Raw genomic sequence first — 16,053 nt, 5'->3', positions numbered from 1 at the left:
CGCCACCGCCGAGGGGCGCGGCAGCTTCACCGGCGCGAGCGCGCAGGCCTATAGCCGCGTATATTCGATCTCGCGTGAACTCATGACGGCGACCGCCGGTGGCGAGGTCAAGGTCGGCGACAATTCGAAGCTCAAGTTGGTGGGATCGGTCGAGAAGTCGAACCATGACGAGACGCTGGAGAACGGCGCGATCTATACCTTCGGGGGACTCGCCGGCACCTACGCGATCGGTGAGAACCAGGTCGATCTCGCGCTCAATCCCGCGAACGGGCTGTCCAATTCGGCGAACTGGTCGGCAAACCCGGCGTCTGCCGCGGTCGTCACGCATCTGCCGATGACCGACAAGGTCTATACCGCACGGGCGGACTATAGCTTCAACAGCTTTCCGTTCAGCGAGGGGCTGGGTCTGTCCACGGGCGTCAACTGGCGCCGCCTGCACCGCGTGTTCAACCAGTCGGCCGACAACTACACCCTGCCGTCCGGGTCCGCCTATACGCTCGACAAGGTACTGGTCGATGGCGGCAAGCGATCGACCTTCGACGGGCAGGGCATCGTCTATGTCGATCACGACGCCTATTGGAACTTCGTCAGGGCCAACGGCACGAACAATCGCACCACGTCGCCGACGGGCAGCTTCGACCTGACCGAGGACGTCATCGCGGGCTATGGTGCGGTCCATTACAACAGCGACATCGTCCATGCGCTCGCCGGGGTGCGCTACGAGAAGACGGCGTTCGACAATGCGACGGCCACGCTCAGGGCCGGCGTCGCGACGCCGGTCAGCTTCCACCGCAGCTATGACTATCTCCTGCCCAACGTGCAGGCATCGGTCGACGTGCTGCCGGTGCTGCGCCTGAAGGCGGCCTATACCGAGACGATCGCACGACCGACCTTCACGACCTTCGCGCAGGGGCTGACGATCAACAATTTCAGCAGCCTGAATGTCCTGATCCGTGGCAGCAACCCGGACCTGAAGGCGCGCCATGCGAAGAATTACGACTTGGCGGTCGAATCCTACCTGTCGCACGGCTTCTTGTCAGCCGGCCTGTTCCGCAAGGACATCAGCGGCGAAATCTACTTCCTGACGACCACGACCAACGATCCGACGACCGGCGTCGCGTCACAGCTGTCGACACCGTATAATGCCGCCAGCTCGAAGGTGACGGGCCTCGAACTCAACGCGGAATGGCGCGATTTCACCGGGCTGACGCCGGTGCTGGACGGCGTCACGCTGCGCGCCAACTACACCCGGCTGTGGGGCAGGCTCGGCGTGCTCAACGCCAACGGATCGGGGCGCACGATCGGCGCGCTGAACCAGCAGCCGACCTATATCGCCAATGCGATGGCGGTGTACGACAAGGGTCCGTTCACCGGCTCGCTATCCTATGCGCGGCGTGGTCAGGCGTTCAACGGCGGGGTCGGTGCTACCGCGGCCGGCGACACCTATATCCAGTCCTATGACAGCCTCGACGCGCGCATCGCCGTGCGACCGGTCACGCGCATCGAGGTCTTCGTGGCGGCCCGCAACCTGACGAACAGCTGGTGGCGCGAGGTGACGGGGGTGAACCGCAATCACCGCGATCCAGTCGGGAAGGTCCTATACCGTCGGTGCCCAGTTCCGGTTCTGAACCCATGCCGACACTCTCACGCAACCTGTTCGTGGCGGCGCTCGTCGGATCGGTGTTTGCCGGTCGGACGGGTGCCGTGCCGCGGCACCGGCTCACGCCCTGGACGCCCGGCACGCTCGATATCCATCACATCCACACCGGGCGTGGCAATGCGACCTTCATCGTCGCGCCCGACGGCACGACGATCCTGATCGATGCCGGCGACCTCGATCCCAAAGGCATCGAGGTCGCGAACGCCCCGCTGAAGCTGGCACCGGCCGTGCCCGATGCCGGCCTTCGCCCCGGCCAATGGATCGCGCGCTATATTCGGCAGACCGCACCGCGCGATCATCGGCGCATCGATTATGCGATCCTCACGCATTTTCACGCCGATCATGTCGGTGCGGTCGTGGCGGCCAGCCCCTGGTCCGCGACCCGCGCCTATCGTCTGTCGGGAATCACCGACGTCGGCGACGTGCTGCCGATCGGTACGCTGGTCGACCGGTTCCAGCCCGGCGACCCCGCGCCCCGCGACGACGCCGGCATCCGCAACTATGCCGCGTTCGCACGCTATCTGCACGACCATCGTGGCACCCGGCTTTCCCCGCTCGCGATCGGGCGCACCGATCAGATCACGCTCGGCGCACCCGCGGCCTATCCCACCTTCAAGCTGTTGGGGATCAAGGCCGGCGTATGCATCATGGACGGGTATGGCGGCGTTACCACCGCGTTCGATCCGGCGCGCGCGATCGGCAAGGACGGCAATCCGCAGGAAAACCCGCTGAGCATCGCGCTGCGCCTGTCCTATGGCCGGTTCGATTACTATACCGGCGGCGACAATACCGGGCTGGACGAGCCCTATGCGCCCGACACGATCGATACCGAATCCGCCATCGCCCCACTGGTCGGGCCAGTCGATGCGATGGCGCTCGACCATCACGGCAATCGCGACGGCACCAACAGCGGCTTGCTGGCCAAGCTACAGCCGCGGGTGATGGTCGAGCAGGTCTACACGACCGACCAGCCCGGCGGCGAGGTCGTCCACCGCATCGCTTCACCGGCACTCTGGCCGGGACCGCGCGATCTGTTCGCGACGCATGTGTTCGATGCGACGCGGGTCGCGCTGGGGCCGGTGCTGGACCGGACCGTCACGGGCGAAGGCGGGCATGTCCTGATCCGCGTCGCCCCTGACGGCGACAGCTATCGGGTGCTGTTGCTCGACGCCCGCGCGCAGGCACCGACGGTGCTCGGGTGTTTCGGTCCCTATCTCAGCCGGTAGCGGGAATAAGGCGCCGATGGCCGCCGTCACGCGATCGCCGCAGCATTGCCTTCGTCACCCGCATGGCGGTCATGCTCTACCGATGATCGGCGACGCGTCCTTCGAACGAACGGATCGCCGGAACCGTCATCAAGCCGCCGCAATAATTTGCGATATTGACTTTATTGTCCCTGTTGCTGTGGTGCCCGATGCGTTCCCTGTTCCTCGTTGCTGCCCTGGCAGCGCCGCTGCCCGTTCCGGAAATGACCGACCTCGGCCAGCTGCGGATCGATCAGGTCCAGTATATCGAAACGCACAACAGCTATCATCTCGCGCCCGACCCGGAGGTGACGGTCTGGCTGGAAACCGCCGGCTTCCACGATGGCAGCTGGTCGGGTCCGCAACTCGCCCGCGCGATCGGCTATTCGAACCTGCCGCTGACGACACAGCTGGAGTTGGGCATCCGCGCCTTCGAACTCGACGTGAACGACGATCCGACGGGCACACGTTTCGTTCGACCGGGCTTCATCGACCATCTGCATGCAGCGGGTTTGCCGCAGACCATCCCGTGGGACCCGGCCGGCGTCCTGCGCAAGCCGGGCTTCAAGACGATCCATAAGGCGGACTATGATCCGCGCAGCACCTGCCCGCTCTTCGCCGATTGCCTCGGCGAGATCGCCCGCTGGTCGGATGCGCATCCCGCGCATGTTCCGATCCTGCTGATGCTCGAAGTGAAGCGGGCGGCTGCGGACCGATGTCCCGACCTGTGCGCGGACGGCTGGCATCGTCTGGAAAAGGAACTGGTCGGCGCACTGGGGCGGAACCGGATCCTGACGCCGGCCGATGCCGGCACCGGCTGGCCGACGATCGATGCGGCACGCGGCAAGATACTGATCTTCCTGCTCGATGCGGAGGAGACGGCACGATCCTATCGCGATGGACAGAACCGGCAGCCGCTGCTCTTTACCGGTGCCCGGCCAGGCAAGGGTCAGCCGCTGCCATCCGTACGGCCGCGCTGGGCGATCCTTCCCCGCCCGGATGATCCCCGGATCGGCACCGCTATCCGGCAAGGCATGCTGGCCTATACGCGCGCCGATGCCGACACCGGGCAGGCCCGTGCCGACGACCCCGTGCCGCGCGACCGCGCGTTTGCCAGCGGCGCGCAGATCGTCTCGACCGATTACCCGGTGCCCGACCGCCGCCTGTCGAATTATGCGGTACGCTTCGCCGACGGCCGCTTCGTGCGGTGCAATCCGGTGACCGCCGCTGGCCGTTGCTGACCGGTCAGACGCGGATACCGGGCAGAAAGGCCGGTTCGCAGTCCGCCGCATCGACCAGCAATCGGTAGATCGGCAGCGAGGCCGCGCCGACCATGCCGGCACGATTGCCCAGTGGTGACGCGATGACGCTGGGTCGCGGCAGACCGACACCCTCTTCGCAGAAATCAGGCGTGTCGATCTCCGCCACCAGCGCGTTGAGCAGCGGCAGCGGCAGTCGTCCGCCCACGATCACGGCGCGCGGATCGATCACCCGGGCGACGAGGCTCAGCTGTTCGCGCAACTGTCGTCCCGCGCGGCGGATCCAGCTGCGCAGCGGCGCGCATCCACCGACGCTCAATCCCTCCAGATCGGGAAAGTCATCGACCTCGATTCCGTCGCGGTGCAAATGCGCGAACAAGTCTTGTCCCGAAGGCCGCGGGCGGTCGTTGGGAAAGTGGATCCCGATCATCCCGGCATTGCCATGGACGCCGCGATAGAGCCGGCCACCCAGCACCATCGCGCCGCCGACGCCGTGCCCGATATGGACGAACAGGAAGTCGTCGATGTTCTGCCCCGCACCGAGCAGCCGTTCGCCCAGGGCTGCACTCGCCGCATCGTTCTCGACGAACAAGGGTAGCGACAGGCCATCGCGCAGTGCCGCCAATGCGCCGGCCTGGCGCCAGTTCGGGAAATAGGAATGGGCGTTGAGCTGGTCGGCACCCCGAATGAAATCGGCCGGCAGGGCGACACCAATCCCGGCCAGCCGCGCCTCGTCGACCATCCCGCGCGTCCGAACGTCGTCGACGAACCCGACGACCAGGTCATGGATCGATTCGAGGCTGATGTCGCGGGCCTGTCTCCGGACGTCGACCTGCTGCCCGGCCATGTCGACCAGACCGATCTCGACATTGTGGTGCGAGAAATAGACGCCGACGCCGTAGGCGCTGTCCACCGCGACGCTGACCGGACGCGTCGGTTGGCCGCGCGATCCGGCACGGTCGACCCGCTCGCCGACCAGGCGAAACTCCGCCAGCGTCTGGATCGCCCTGGTGATCGATCCCGCAGTCAACCCCGACATGGCGGCAAGATCGCCGCGCGCGATCGGACCGCGTCGCCAGATCATGTCGAACACCCGTCGTTCGCTGGCCGATAGCTTGAGCAGTTTCATGGCGGGAGACCTAGCACGAAGGAACGATCAGACACATAATTTGTGCTATGCAATTTATGTGTCGCAATCATGCCCTATTGGCCGGCTCGCAACGGCGGCAGTGCCGTCATGAGGGGAAAAGGGCGGGCAATGATCAGGATCGAGCATATGTGGACCGGCGCAGCATTGGGGGCACTCGGCGTCGCGCTCGCGATACCTGCCGGTGCCGGGGCGCAGGAGATGCCACCAACCGCCGAACAGACCCCGACACCACCCGAAGGCGAGGAGATCGTCGTCACCGGGTTTCGCACGATCAACAAGCCGTTGGGCGCGATCAAGCAGGATGCCGATCAGGTCGTCGATGCGCTGACGCAAGCGCAGATCGAGCGACTGCCCGACCGCTCGCTCGCCGAGGTACTGGAGCGGCTGCCGGGCGTCAGTGCCGATCGGGGCTTCTCGTCGTCCAACGCGCGCACCGTAACGGTCCGTGGCTTCGACGCGCGCTACAATTCGATGGAGGTCGACGGCAACCTCGTCTGGAACTCGTCGCGCAACAACCGCGGTACACAACTCGACGTCTTCCCCGCGGCGGTGGTCAACCAGGTCAACGTGTTCAAGACCGTGCTGCCCGATCAGGACGCCAATTCGATCGGCGCGCATATCGAGTTGCGCACGCTGCGTGCGTTCGACGGCGGGACGCAGACCTATTCGAAGGTCCGGGCGGCCTATGGCCTGTATGAACAGGACGGCTATCCGGCGTCGGGCGGTCCATCGTTCCGCACCGACGGGGTGACGAAATTCACCTTCGGCCCGGGGCGCAACTGGGGCGTCGTGCTGGGCGGTGAATATCAACAGCATCGCTTCTTCGACCGCTATAACGAGGTGACCGCCTATAGCCAGATTCGCGGGATCGACGTGCCGAACGGCGACATCTTCCACGGCCGGTTCCCGAGCAGGCAAGAACGCACCGCGCTGTACGGCAAGATCGAGACGCGCGCCGAGGACCGCTATTACGGCTTCCTGTCGGCCAGCTATTTCAACGATCGGTTGGCGCAGTCTTTCAATCGCAGCGGGACGTTCCTCACCGCGACGCGCGTCACCGGCGCGACGCGGGATGCCGGTGCCTTCACCAATGGCGTGGGCGAAACCTATTTCGAGCGTTACCGGCTCGACCGCGAAACGATCCTGATCGGCAGCGGTCTCGATTACCGGATCGCGCCCGCCGCGTCCCTTGCGCTGCGGGGTGCCTATACCCGCTACAACCATGACGAGGACCTGTTCCGGTCCGAGCGGTTCCAGCTGTCCGGCCTCGGCGGCAGCTATACGCTCGACCCGGACATGCCGGGCGTCGCGCTGTCGTCGACATCGCTGGCGATGGCATCGAATCCCGCCAACTGGGTCCAGCGTACCGGTCGCGCGGCCTTCGACCAGCAGCTTCCACACCGCGACAACGTCTACAACGCCAGCGCCGAACTGAACTGGAACGGGCAGGCGAGCGCACGCGGCCTCGGCCTGATCGGCGGACTGGGCTGGCGGCGGCTCGACCGGCGCTTCGACCAGACGACACTCAACTACACGCTCGCCGGCGGGCGGGTCTATCGCCTGTCCGACGTGCTCGACCCCGCAGCGGGACCGCAGGTCCCCAACGGCACCGACCCCGTGTTTGTGAACCGTGACGCCTATATCGCCTTCATCACCGCGAACGGTGCCTTTTCGCGCGATGACGCGCCGACCACCGACTATACGCTCGAAGAAGACGTGCTGGCCGGTCATCTGTCCGGCGTCTGGACGATGCCGGGCCTGCGCGTTCTGGCCGGCGTGCGCGTCGAGCGGACCGATGTCGACAACGGCACCGGCGTCGTGACCTCTGGGGTGACGCTGCCGCAGGTCCGCCGTCGTCGCTACGACCAGATCCTGCCCAACATCCAGGTGGCGATCAGCCCGACCGCGACCTTCAAGGTCCGCCTCGCCTATACCGAGACGATCGCACGCCCCGATTTCGCGGACTTCGCCAACGGCGTGACGACGAGCTTCAATGCAGCGGGCGTCAGGATCGTCAGCGGTGCCAACCCGCAGATCGATCCCCGGGAGGCGAAAAACTATGACGGCAGCATCGAATGGTATTTTGCCGGCGGCTTCGTCTCGCTCGGCCTGTTCCGCAAAGATCTTGCGAAAGAGACGTTCCGGCAGGTACGCAACACCTTCGACGCGAACGGCGTGTTGAGTCAGATCGACACCATCCCGCTGAACACCGGCAGCGCCCAGCTGCACGGTCTGGAGGCGAGCATCGTCAAGGACCGGTTCGACATGCTGCCCGGACCGCTCGCGCATTTCGGCTTCAATGGCAACTACACGCTGCTCGACGGGGAATGGAACGTCGTCTTTACCGATGGCAGCAAGCGCACGGTCGATGGCCTGCGCAACCAGCCCAAATGGCTCGCCAACCTGATGCTCACCTATCATCCGGGGCCGGTCGGACTGAACCTCGCCTGGCGTCTGCGGGGGCGCACCTTCACCGGCGCGTTCGGCGCGACGCCGGCACAGGATGTCTGGATCGATCGCTATCAGCGGCTCGACGCACAGGCCACCGTCACGGTGTTGCCGACCCTGACGCTGTTCGCCGAGGCGCGCAACCTCACCAAAAGCTACTGGATCGAGCAGACCGGTCTGTCGGCGGGCGCGACGACCACCGCCACGACCCAGGGGCGATCGTTCTGGATGGGAGCGGCATTCAAGATGTGACGCCGCTATCGGGGTGGAGGCTGGCAAGCACCGCCGCTTCCACCCCGTCAGTCTGACGAAATGGTGCAGTTTGCGGAATGGGAGCCCAGCCGGCGTTCCCGATCGGGAACGGACAGCGAGACGGACGGGGCGTTCCCGGAAAGATCAAATGGTGGGCATCACCCGCCTCGTCATATCGTGCTGACGATCGCGGCGCGGCACAGTCGACTGGTCCAGCGGCCTGTAAAGGCAGCGTCGGTCGTGCCGGAAAGATCAGAAATCGCTGGATGCCCCGTGAGGACTGAGAATATCATTCAATCTCAAATTGCTATGTTGGCTACCCTACCTGCGTTTTCGTAGAAACTGCCTCCACGGCGAAGTGCGTTTGGCTAACCTATGTACAGGTTTCACTGGGTCAAGATCACAGACAATTCACGACGTCGCCCTACCGCGACGTCGAACGACGCCTTTGTGCACGCACAATTCCAATCCGCCGACCCAACCGCGGCTATCGGGAGGGGCCCGCACTCAGCTCACGATCGGAAAGCGCCTACGCTTGCCAATCTCCGCATCACATAGCGGCCAGATTTATCCGACGATCTCTGCGTCGGCAGTTTGCGAGCGGTCGGCCGGTCGACGGGCGTTAGCCCGTATGCACTTGGCGAAAGTCACCCGGTCTCGCGCTGATCCTCGTCAAACAGCCCGGCGGCGCGCACCTTGGCGACACTTTCGAGCCCGTGCTTCGCCTGCTTGATTGAGGGACGGCGCGACCAGCCGCCGGCGGCATAGTTGGCGAGGGTCATGCAGATGCCGGCGAGTTTGAAATGCAGTACGCCGCTGCGCTGGCCGGCTTCGGCGGTCGCTACCCAGACAGATGAGGGGATCCGCATACATTCCTCGATCCGCGCATAATCGGCGACGTTGAGGCTCCCAGCCGCGCTGTCGGTAATAACCGCCTTGCCGTTCGGCGCCAGCGCACCGGCAAGCTCAAGCGGCAGCGGATCGGCAAGGGCGGGCAGGCGCGTGCGTACGTCGGCCCAACAGTCCTCCTTCTTGAACCATTCAGTGGGATTGCGGCTGCCGACACTGGCGCGCAGCGCCGTCTCGATCTGCGGCGCCCAGTCGGTGATCAGGCGTTCCAGTTCGGGCGACAGTTTCTGCTGCCGCCAGACCAGATCAAAATCGATCCGACCGCCAGTGCGCTCGCCGATCGCCGCGACCAGATAAGCAGCGATGTTGGCGCCATAGGCCGGGAACTTCATGGCGCGGACTAGCTTCTCGGTCGTGCGGTAAAGAATGGTCAGCGCGATCAGCCGCCGGAACCATGCCGCGTCGGGCGCCGGCGCGGTCGTCTCCTTGCGCCGCTGCACGAACGCTTGGAAATTCTTCTGACCGCCGAACGCAACCCGCCAGGGATAACCGTCCCAGGCCGAGAGATAGCGCGCCAGATCGAGCTTGCCGAACCGGCGAGCCTTGGGCGTCTGCTCCCGGAACGCGCGCTGTTCGGTGGTGCGGTAGGAGGCTTTCTGTTCAGCGGCCAGCCAGGAGCCCCGCGCGCGTTCATAGAACCAGCGGCCGCGTCCGGATTCGAGCCAAGCATTGTTAGCGAGCATCTCGACTTCGCGGTGAAACGGATCATTGGCCGAGAAATCGGCTTGCTGGACGGTGTTCTGCCGATTGGCCGCGCGCGAGATTGAGGATACCATTTCCTCAAGATCACCCTCAGTCACACGGATTATCTTGACCGGCACCTCGACTGATCCGAGCCCTACGCTTTCCTTGCGCCGTGCGCGGTGCAGCGAAGCGGTGGTCTGACCGCCATTGACGATCTGTAGGCCGCGCAGCCCGATCAGGAACACAGCCCCGCCTTCACGTTCGAGCCGAACCTCGTCGGCAGTCGCGACCACACCATTATTGAATGCAAGGAACATCTCAGGCTGTTCGACCAGCGTGCGGCGCAGTTCGGCATTGACCGACTTGCGCCCCGACAGACCCAGAAAGGCACGGACATTGAGTTCGAGCAGATGCGTGCCGTAACGGTCATAGATGCGCGATAAGGTTTCGCCTGGGAACGCCGCCAGAAACGCTTCATAATGGCCGGCGCCCGACGCGACCGGCAGACAGGCGATGCGATGCCCGGCCAGCGCGACTAAGTCGACGTCGATATCGGCGCGGGTCTGACCTTCGCCAAGCACGCGGTGCAGCCGGACCACGTCGTAGAGTTCGAGCTCAACCGCCTTGCCATGGCTTTCGATCGATGCCGGCAGCGCACCGCCTGAAATGCCATCCGTCAGCACCACGATGCGGAAGCGGTCGATCCGCTCACCCAGCGCCTCAACGGTCCGGGCAAGATCGCCGGCCTCAGTGTACGACGGCTCGATTCGGTCCGCGAGCCCGCCGATACACGCTGCGACATAGGTGCCAGCGCGTTGGGCGGTCTTCAGCAGTTCGGCGGCGGGGACGCGGCGCGGCGGCAGATCACCCGAATAATGCGTGGCGAACAGCGTCAGATGCCCGGCGTCCTCGTCGATCGCATAGCCGCTGATTTGGAACGGCGAACGGCCAACCCGGCCTTCCTGCGGCAAATCGAAGGCCGCCTCGAAATGTCCGATTTCCTCAAGCTCATCGATCACGATACGGGTGAACAGCGCCTCCGTCGACGGGCGATCAACCGCCGGATCGTCGCGCGCCGCATCCACCGCATCCGCCAGCGCGCGCGCGAATTCCGCGGTTGCATCCTCAGCCATCAGTCCTGTCCCCGAGGACCGTCATGACATCTCCGCCGTCCCCGCGAAACCCGGCTAGCGCCTGCACCTCGATTTGATAGGTCGCATCGGCGATGCCCGCGGGCACGGCTGCCCGGTTGAGGCACGGAAAGCCGTCGCGCACCGCGTAGAATTCGGTGCCGTCATGACGGACGGAAGGTCCGGGATCCTCAGTCGGCCCCGGTGCCAGCCCCCGTCGCAGCAGCGCATTGGCGAACAGGCGTCGGTCGCGATCAGATGCCAGCTGACCGGCCATGCGTGCCGCCAGCGCCCCGAGCGTGACCCCATCACGCTGTTCGACGAGACGCACATGCGCAACATGGAGTGAAGCGAGCCCGGCAGCGTCTAGCTGGTCGAGCGCCGAGATATGCAGCCGCCGCGCGGCGCCAAGCGAGGTCTTGACCTCCAGAGCATGACCGCTGGCTTCAAAATCGTGCAGACCGTCATCGGGCGATTTCCAGACGGCCAGCGCATCAGCCGATCGGGCCAGCAGTGCCTCGAGCACCAGCAGCTCGCCAATCAGCCCGACCAATTCCTGACGCGACAGCCCGCCTGACTGATCGCGCAGAAATGCACGCCAAGCGGCCAGCCGGGCGCTCAATTCGGGCAGAAGATCGGTGTCACCTTCGTCCTCGCTGCGCACCAGCACGCGCAAGACGTCGCTGCACACCTCGGCGAACAGATCGCGGCGCGACGACTCCTCGAGCGACAGGACCAGCAGATTGCCACCCGGGTCGGCAGCCCGCGACAGTCTGAGGCCGGCGGTCTCGAACAGGGCAAGTCCGCCGTCATCGCCTTCGGGCCGTGCGATCAGACAGGGCGCGCCATCGGTTTCACGCAGTCCGACGCGCAGATCGAGCCTTCGCGGCCGGTCGAGCCGGCGGCTCCTGAACAGGCGGTCACCAGGCATCACCGCCTCGAGTGCCGTCCAGGCGCCAAGCAGGTCTGAAGAAGCGGACGTCAGGGCAGGACCAGCGTTCATAAGGCGCCGCGCTGCTGCACTGAGTTCTCCAGTCGCCATTCGGCCGCCGCGGTCGGCGAGCGCGGGAAGCTCACCACCACACCATATACGGGCGTGCCCGGCGCCAGACCGGCATTGGCGGGATCAATTGGATAGAGGAGCAGCAGACCGTAACGCGGGTCGTCACCGCGCGCCGTGCGGATCTGCTGTCCAGAGGGACGGTCGGCCGGCAGCTCTCCCTTTTCGCCTAGGATGCGGTTGGTCATCTCAAGCGCGCGGCGATACTGATCGTCGGTGAGATCGATCGCCTCATCGAGTGGGCTAAGGATCGACTTGGTGATGAATCGCGTGTCGCTGGTCGAAATAGGCGAACGCCGGACCGAGCGCAGGCTGTGCCCACCGGCCAGGACCGGTGCCCCCGTCCCTGCAGGCACGAACACCGTCCAATCGGTCAGCTCGCCGCGGGCGAGCTGCGCGGTCACATAACTAGCCATGCGGCGACCATCGACATCGATGCTTTCGGGCGGAAACGCCACGGAATCGAGCAGCGCGGCGATACGGCTGCCGGAAACGCCGTGCCAGATGAGGCCGGACGCTGCGCCGCGCCCACCCGGTCGTGCCGGATCGGTCTCGGGTGTACCGAGTTCCTTAAGCAGCCCGTCGATCGCCGCGGCGTTCACGATGACGTTGTCAGTGTCACGGAACTGCACGGTCTGGATTTTGCCCTCACCTCCATAGCTCACCGGCCGCTCGACCGCGTAGCGCCGCTTGTTGGCGGCGGTGATGGTCATGACACTGTGCGTGGCGATGCTGAAGCCGTAATCCTTGGGCCGCGCGAGCGTGATCTTCATATGCGCGAGCTGCGCGCGCAAATCCTCGTTGACCGTCGCCAGATGCCGGAACCAAGCCTCCATATCTGGGGTCGTGTAGAGCCGGCAGAGATCAGCATAGCCGCGCCGATAGCCGAACCAACGGCCCATCTGCAGCAGACTGTCGTACTGGCGCGAGATGCGCAGGAAATAGCTGGTCGATAGCCCTTCGAGCGTCAGCCCCCGCGAAAGCTTGTCACCGCCGATGACGATCACTGACAGATTCTGCCTCGCCGCCTCGGCCGCGTCATAGTCGATACTGGTCCGGCTGCGGCCATTGGCTACTGCGACCTGGATGCGGTCGACTTCTGCGGAGAGATGAACCGCCACCTCGGTCCAGCTCACCGGACGGATCGCGCGGCCGAACACGGTTGGCGCCATTGCCGCGCTGGTCGGCTCGAAATCTTCGGTCCACAGCCGCTCCAGTCCTGCCAGTTCGGCGGCATCGCCGGCGGCGACCGCGTTGCGGATCACCCGGAGCTCGGCCTCGACCTGCGCGTGAACGACGTCATGGACATCCTGAAAGCGCGAGACATGGACCAACATCGTACGATGCGCGCTGATCTGCCCCCGCGCGGTGCGCGCGGCACAGGCAACGACGAAACTGCGGATCGCCGCCGACAGGCTCGGCGGCACCCGCGCCTCGCCGCGCCAAGTCGGCCGCAGCGTCTTGTCGTGCGGATCGGGGATCCAGGCTTCCGCCGTCTGATCGAGATGGCGGAGCACCGGCAGGCCCACCGAATCCGCATCGTCGTCGCGACCAAAGACCGCCAGCGGTCCGAAATAATCGTCGGGTGCCGACAGCGAGAGGATGAAGGTCGAGGGAAACAGGTCAGCGCCATAGTCCTCGGCAGACCGCTCATCATGGATCATGATGTTGGCGAACGGGGTGGCTGTGTAACCGACATAGATGCTGCGGCTGAACGCGCCGAGAAGTTTCCGGATTTCGCCGTTAATCCGCTTGGGATCATAATCCTCGTCAAAGCTGCCGTCGGCGAGAAAACCCTGATCGCCGGTATCGGGCGACGCTTGATCGGCTTCGTCGTCGATCACCAGCAGCGGCGCGTCGCGCGAGAGCGGCGGGAGTCGGGTGATCCAGCGGTTGAGGTTCTTGAGCACGCTGCCGTTCTTCTTGACGACGAAGATGAACGGCCGCTCGCCCGGCGCAAAGTTGGCGTTTTTGGCGACGTTGCGATTGAAGTCACCGTTGAGCTGCGAGGTGGTTAGGCTATCGACCAGCAGAACCGGGCCCGGCAGCATCCCGACCCCGATTGGGCGCCGGCCGCCGCTGCCGCTGACCCCGGCGGTATCGAAGCCCAGAAAATCCTGATCGAGGCGCAGCTGCGTTTGGCGACGCAGCACATTATGCATCCCCGCCAGGACGATGATGACACGATAGCCGGCATCGGCAGCACGATTGATGAGCCCGGCATAGTGGGCGGTTTTGCCCGACTGAACATTGCCGACCACCAGCCCGCGCCAATCCCACGGACCCGGCCGGTGCGGATCGTCGATCAGCTCCATCACCTCGAGCGTGCTCTCTTCGAGAACCTCGAGCGCGCGCGGTGCCCAGCCATCCTCGCTGAGTTTTTGAAGATATCGTTTCAGCCAGTCGCCCGGCCGCCGTTTATCACCCAGGTACCAGGGGGGCGGCACCTGCTGGCCGTTCTGCAGCCGGATCGACGGCCCTTGCCCCACGACGAACAGTGCCTCCAGATCGCGCGTCGCCGCCTCGATCTCCGCCTCACCGATCGCCCGCCCGGTTGTGAGCGCGACCAGCGGTGCGGACGCTGCCACCACGGCGCGGATCTCCTCGACGCTGTGCGTGCGGTCACCAGCACGCGGCCCGAGCGCGACGCGCGCCGTGTTGGCAAGCTGGGTCACCGGATCCATCGCCTCACTTCTCCCCTAACTGCCGAATGACCGCGGCGCGCAACGCGGGTGCGGTCACGCCCAGCGAACGCAGCACCGAATCGAGACGGTCGCCGGATTCGTCCGGAGTGTTCATGCTGCTAACGAGTCTGGCAAGGGGCGCGGCCAGTTCGGCGATCTCGGCCGCCGCCGGCTGCACCGGTTCGGCACCGCCCTGTTCGGCGACATCGAGCCAGATTCGCTCGACCGGAATGGTCAGCTCGATTGCCGACAGCACTCCTCCGAGCAGCGGCGCGTCGTCGCCAAGCAGCTCGGCAACCGCTGCCACCGCGGGATGATCGCGCCGTACGCGATAGCGCGGGACCGCGGTGCCGCCGCGCGCTTCCCACGGCCAAACCTCACTCTCATCCTTCCTGGTACGCTTCCGGGTCGTGACATGCCCGGTGCCACGCCAAGCGAACACTTCGCGTGCACGTCGGCGGGCGTCGGTGCCGATCCCCGCCAGCCGCGCCCGCGCCCAGGCGGGCGGGCGGGCCAATGACTTGCGGATGTCGATCCGCCAAGCCTGGTCCATCGCAACCGGCAGATCGAGCGCGATGCGGGCGAGCCGGCTCGATTCCTCACGCGTCCAGGCTCGCGAACCTCCGAGACCCAGCCAGCCACCGGGTGAGACGAGCCGGTCGCCCCGATAGACATAGAAGCCCTGGCGTTCGACCCAGCCGCCCGGCCCGCCTGCCTCCTCCCAATCGCGTTCGCTGGCGAAGCGGTCGCGGTGCGGCAGGATATAGGACCGCGCCGCGATCGAACCGTCGGGTCCGCGGATGACGTCGCGTGGTAGCGTCATAGTCGCGTCATGGCGACGGCAGAACGGATCCCAGGCGGTGACCGCGAGGCCGTTGACGGTGATCGCCAGCCGCCGCGCCTCACCACTCAGAAAGCGGTGAAAGGTCATGGCGAGGTGCGCGCGAATAGCGGCGATTCGGTCGTTAAACGCGTCGCGGTCCAGACCCCAAAGGCCGCCGAGCCGGTCCATCCGGTTCCAGCTGATCAACGTGCCGTCGCCACCGCCGTCGAACGCAGCCGCCAGTTCTCCGGCGGGCGACGCGTCGGGCGCATCCGCGCACCAGCCGTCACCGACGCGGTCGACGTCCCAGGCCAGCCGCGCGACATTGCCGTCGCGGCGCGAGGCGACGGTCAGTTCGCGGCACTGGGAAAGGGAGCCGGTCTTGAGGCCGAGCCCGAAGCGGCCGAGATCATCACCGCCCCGCTCGGCGTCCGGCCCCTCGCCGCCGAAACGCATCGCTTCGATCAGCCGGCCCAATCCCATGCCCGTACCGTCATCAAGTATCTCGACCAGCGGGTCGCCGTCGCGCCAGTCGAGTCTGATATCGATTTTACGGGCGCCGGCCGCGAGCGAATTGTCGATGAGATCGGCGAGCGCGGTTTCGGGCGAATAGCCCAGGCCCCGCAGTGACCGGAGCAGCGCGCGCGGGGAAGGATTGATTTCGACAGGTCGCAGCGGAAGTCTCCGGTGTCTGGCATTTCAGTCAGATTGCTGCCGACGCGCACCGGAGTCGGACTGCAGCAGAATAAA

General features: G+C 65.6%; 9 protein-coding genes. 4 read left to right on the top strand and 5 right to left on the bottom strand.

Features of this window, described 5'->3' with window-relative positions; translation table 11 throughout:
• Window positions 1–82: 82 nt before the first annotated feature.
• The 3 genes from ASE70_RS19410 (at window position 83) to ASE70_RS18160 (ending at window position 4,145) form a co-directional block, all read left to right on the top strand.
• Window positions 83–1,819, top strand: a complete 1,737-nt coding sequence (locus ASE70_RS19410; protein ID WP_235520063.1) for a TonB-dependent receptor domain-containing protein — start codon at window positions 83–85, stop codon at window positions 1,817–1,819.
• Window positions 1,705–2,886: an MBL fold metallo-hydrolase gene (locus ASE70_RS18165; protein ID WP_056507807.1), complete on the top strand. Its 1,182-nt coding sequence runs from the start codon at window positions 1,705–1,707 to the stop codon at window positions 2,884–2,886. The genes ASE70_RS19410 and ASE70_RS18165 overlap by 115 nt, the downstream gene beginning before the upstream one ends.
• Window positions 2,887–3,074: 188 nt before the next feature.
• Window positions 3,075–4,145, top strand: a complete 1,071-nt coding sequence (locus tag ASE70_RS18160; protein ID WP_056507805.1) for a Ca2+-dependent phosphoinositide-specific phospholipase C — start codon at window positions 3,075–3,077, stop codon at window positions 4,143–4,145.
• Between the two features lie 4 nt (window positions 4,146–4,149).
• On the opposite strand, the gene ASE70_RS18155 is transcribed toward ASE70_RS18160, so the two are convergent.
• Window positions 4,150–5,292 carry an ROK family transcriptional regulator gene (locus tag ASE70_RS18155; protein ID WP_056402142.1) on the bottom strand — a complete coding sequence of 381 codons (1,143 nt, stop codon included), beginning with the start codon at window positions 5,290–5,292 and terminating at the stop codon, window positions 4,150–4,152.
• A gap of 129 nt (window positions 5,293–5,421) precedes the next feature.
• Here ASE70_RS18155 and ASE70_RS18150 point away from each other — a divergent pair, with 129 nt between their 5' ends.
• Window positions 5,422–8,013 (top strand): TonB-dependent receptor, encoded by a 2,592-nt coding sequence (locus ASE70_RS18150; protein WP_162236011.1) that lies wholly within the window; start codon window positions 5,422–5,424, stop codon window positions 8,011–8,013.
• A 647-nt stretch (window positions 8,014–8,660) separates the two neighbouring features.
• Here the strand turns inward: ASE70_RS18150 and ASE70_RS18145 are convergent.
• Genes ASE70_RS18145 through ASE70_RS18130 form a run of 4 tightly spaced genes read right to left on the bottom strand, consistent with a single transcriptional unit; the run spans window position 8,661 to window position 15,921 of the window.
• Complete coding sequence (locus ASE70_RS18145) at window positions 8,661–10,739, bottom strand: AIPR family protein (protein ID WP_056507801.1); 2,079 nt, start codon at window positions 10,737–10,739, stop codon at window positions 8,661–8,663.
• Entirely contained in the window at window positions 10,732–11,739 is a 1,008-nt protein-coding gene (locus ASE70_RS18140) for a PD-(D/E)XK motif protein (RefSeq protein WP_082451126.1), read from the bottom strand. Before ASE70_RS18140 ends, ASE70_RS18145 begins: the two co-directional genes overlap by 8 nt.
• Window positions 11,736–14,480 (bottom strand): Z1 domain-containing protein, encoded by a 2,745-nt coding sequence (locus ASE70_RS18135; RefSeq protein WP_056507798.1) that lies wholly within the window; start codon window positions 14,478–14,480, stop codon window positions 11,736–11,738. Before ASE70_RS18135 ends, ASE70_RS18140 begins: the two co-directional genes overlap by 4 nt.
• Before the next feature lie 4 nt (window positions 14,481–14,484).
• Complete coding sequence (locus ASE70_RS18130) at window positions 14,485–15,921, bottom strand: ATP-binding protein (RefSeq protein WP_268795562.1); 1,437 nt, start codon at window positions 15,919–15,921, stop codon at window positions 14,485–14,487.
• Between the last annotated feature and the right edge of the window lie 132 nt (window positions 15,922–16,053).

This window comes from Sphingomonas sp. Leaf22 (assembly GCF_001421715.1).
In the GTDB taxonomy this organism is placed as follows: Bacteria; Pseudomonadota; Alphaproteobacteria; order Sphingomonadales; family Sphingomonadaceae; genus Sphingomonas.
The sequence above is the reverse complement of the archived record's forward strand: the minus strand, read 5'-3'. Positions and strand labels throughout refer to the sequence as shown.

Coding starts and splice junctions, on each gene's coding strand:
- ASE70_RS19410 (WP_235520063.1), top strand. CDS start 83: ATGACGGCGACCGCCGGTGGCGAGGTCAAGGTCGGCGACAATTCGAAG.
- ASE70_RS18160 (WP_056507805.1), top strand. CDS start 3,075: ATGCGTTCCCTGTTCCTCGTTGCTGCCCTGGCAGCGCCGCTGCCCGTT.
- ASE70_RS18155 (WP_056402142.1), bottom strand. CDS start 5,292: ATGAAACTGCTCAAGCTATCGGCCAGCGAACGACGGGTGTTCGACATG.
- ASE70_RS18150 (WP_162236011.1), top strand. CDS start 5,422: ATGATCAGGATCGAGCATATGTGGACCGGCGCAGCATTGGGGGCACTC.
- ASE70_RS18145 (WP_056507801.1), bottom strand. CDS start 10,739: ATGGCTGAGGATGCAACCGCGGAATTCGCGCGCGCGCTGGCGGATGCG.
- ASE70_RS18140 (WP_082451126.1), bottom strand. CDS start 11,739: ATGAACGCTGGTCCTGCCCTGACGTCCGCTTCTTCAGACCTGCTTGGC.
- ASE70_RS18135 (WP_056507798.1), bottom strand. CDS start 14,480: ATGGATCCGGTGACCCAGCTTGCCAACACGGCGCGCGTCGCGCTCGGG.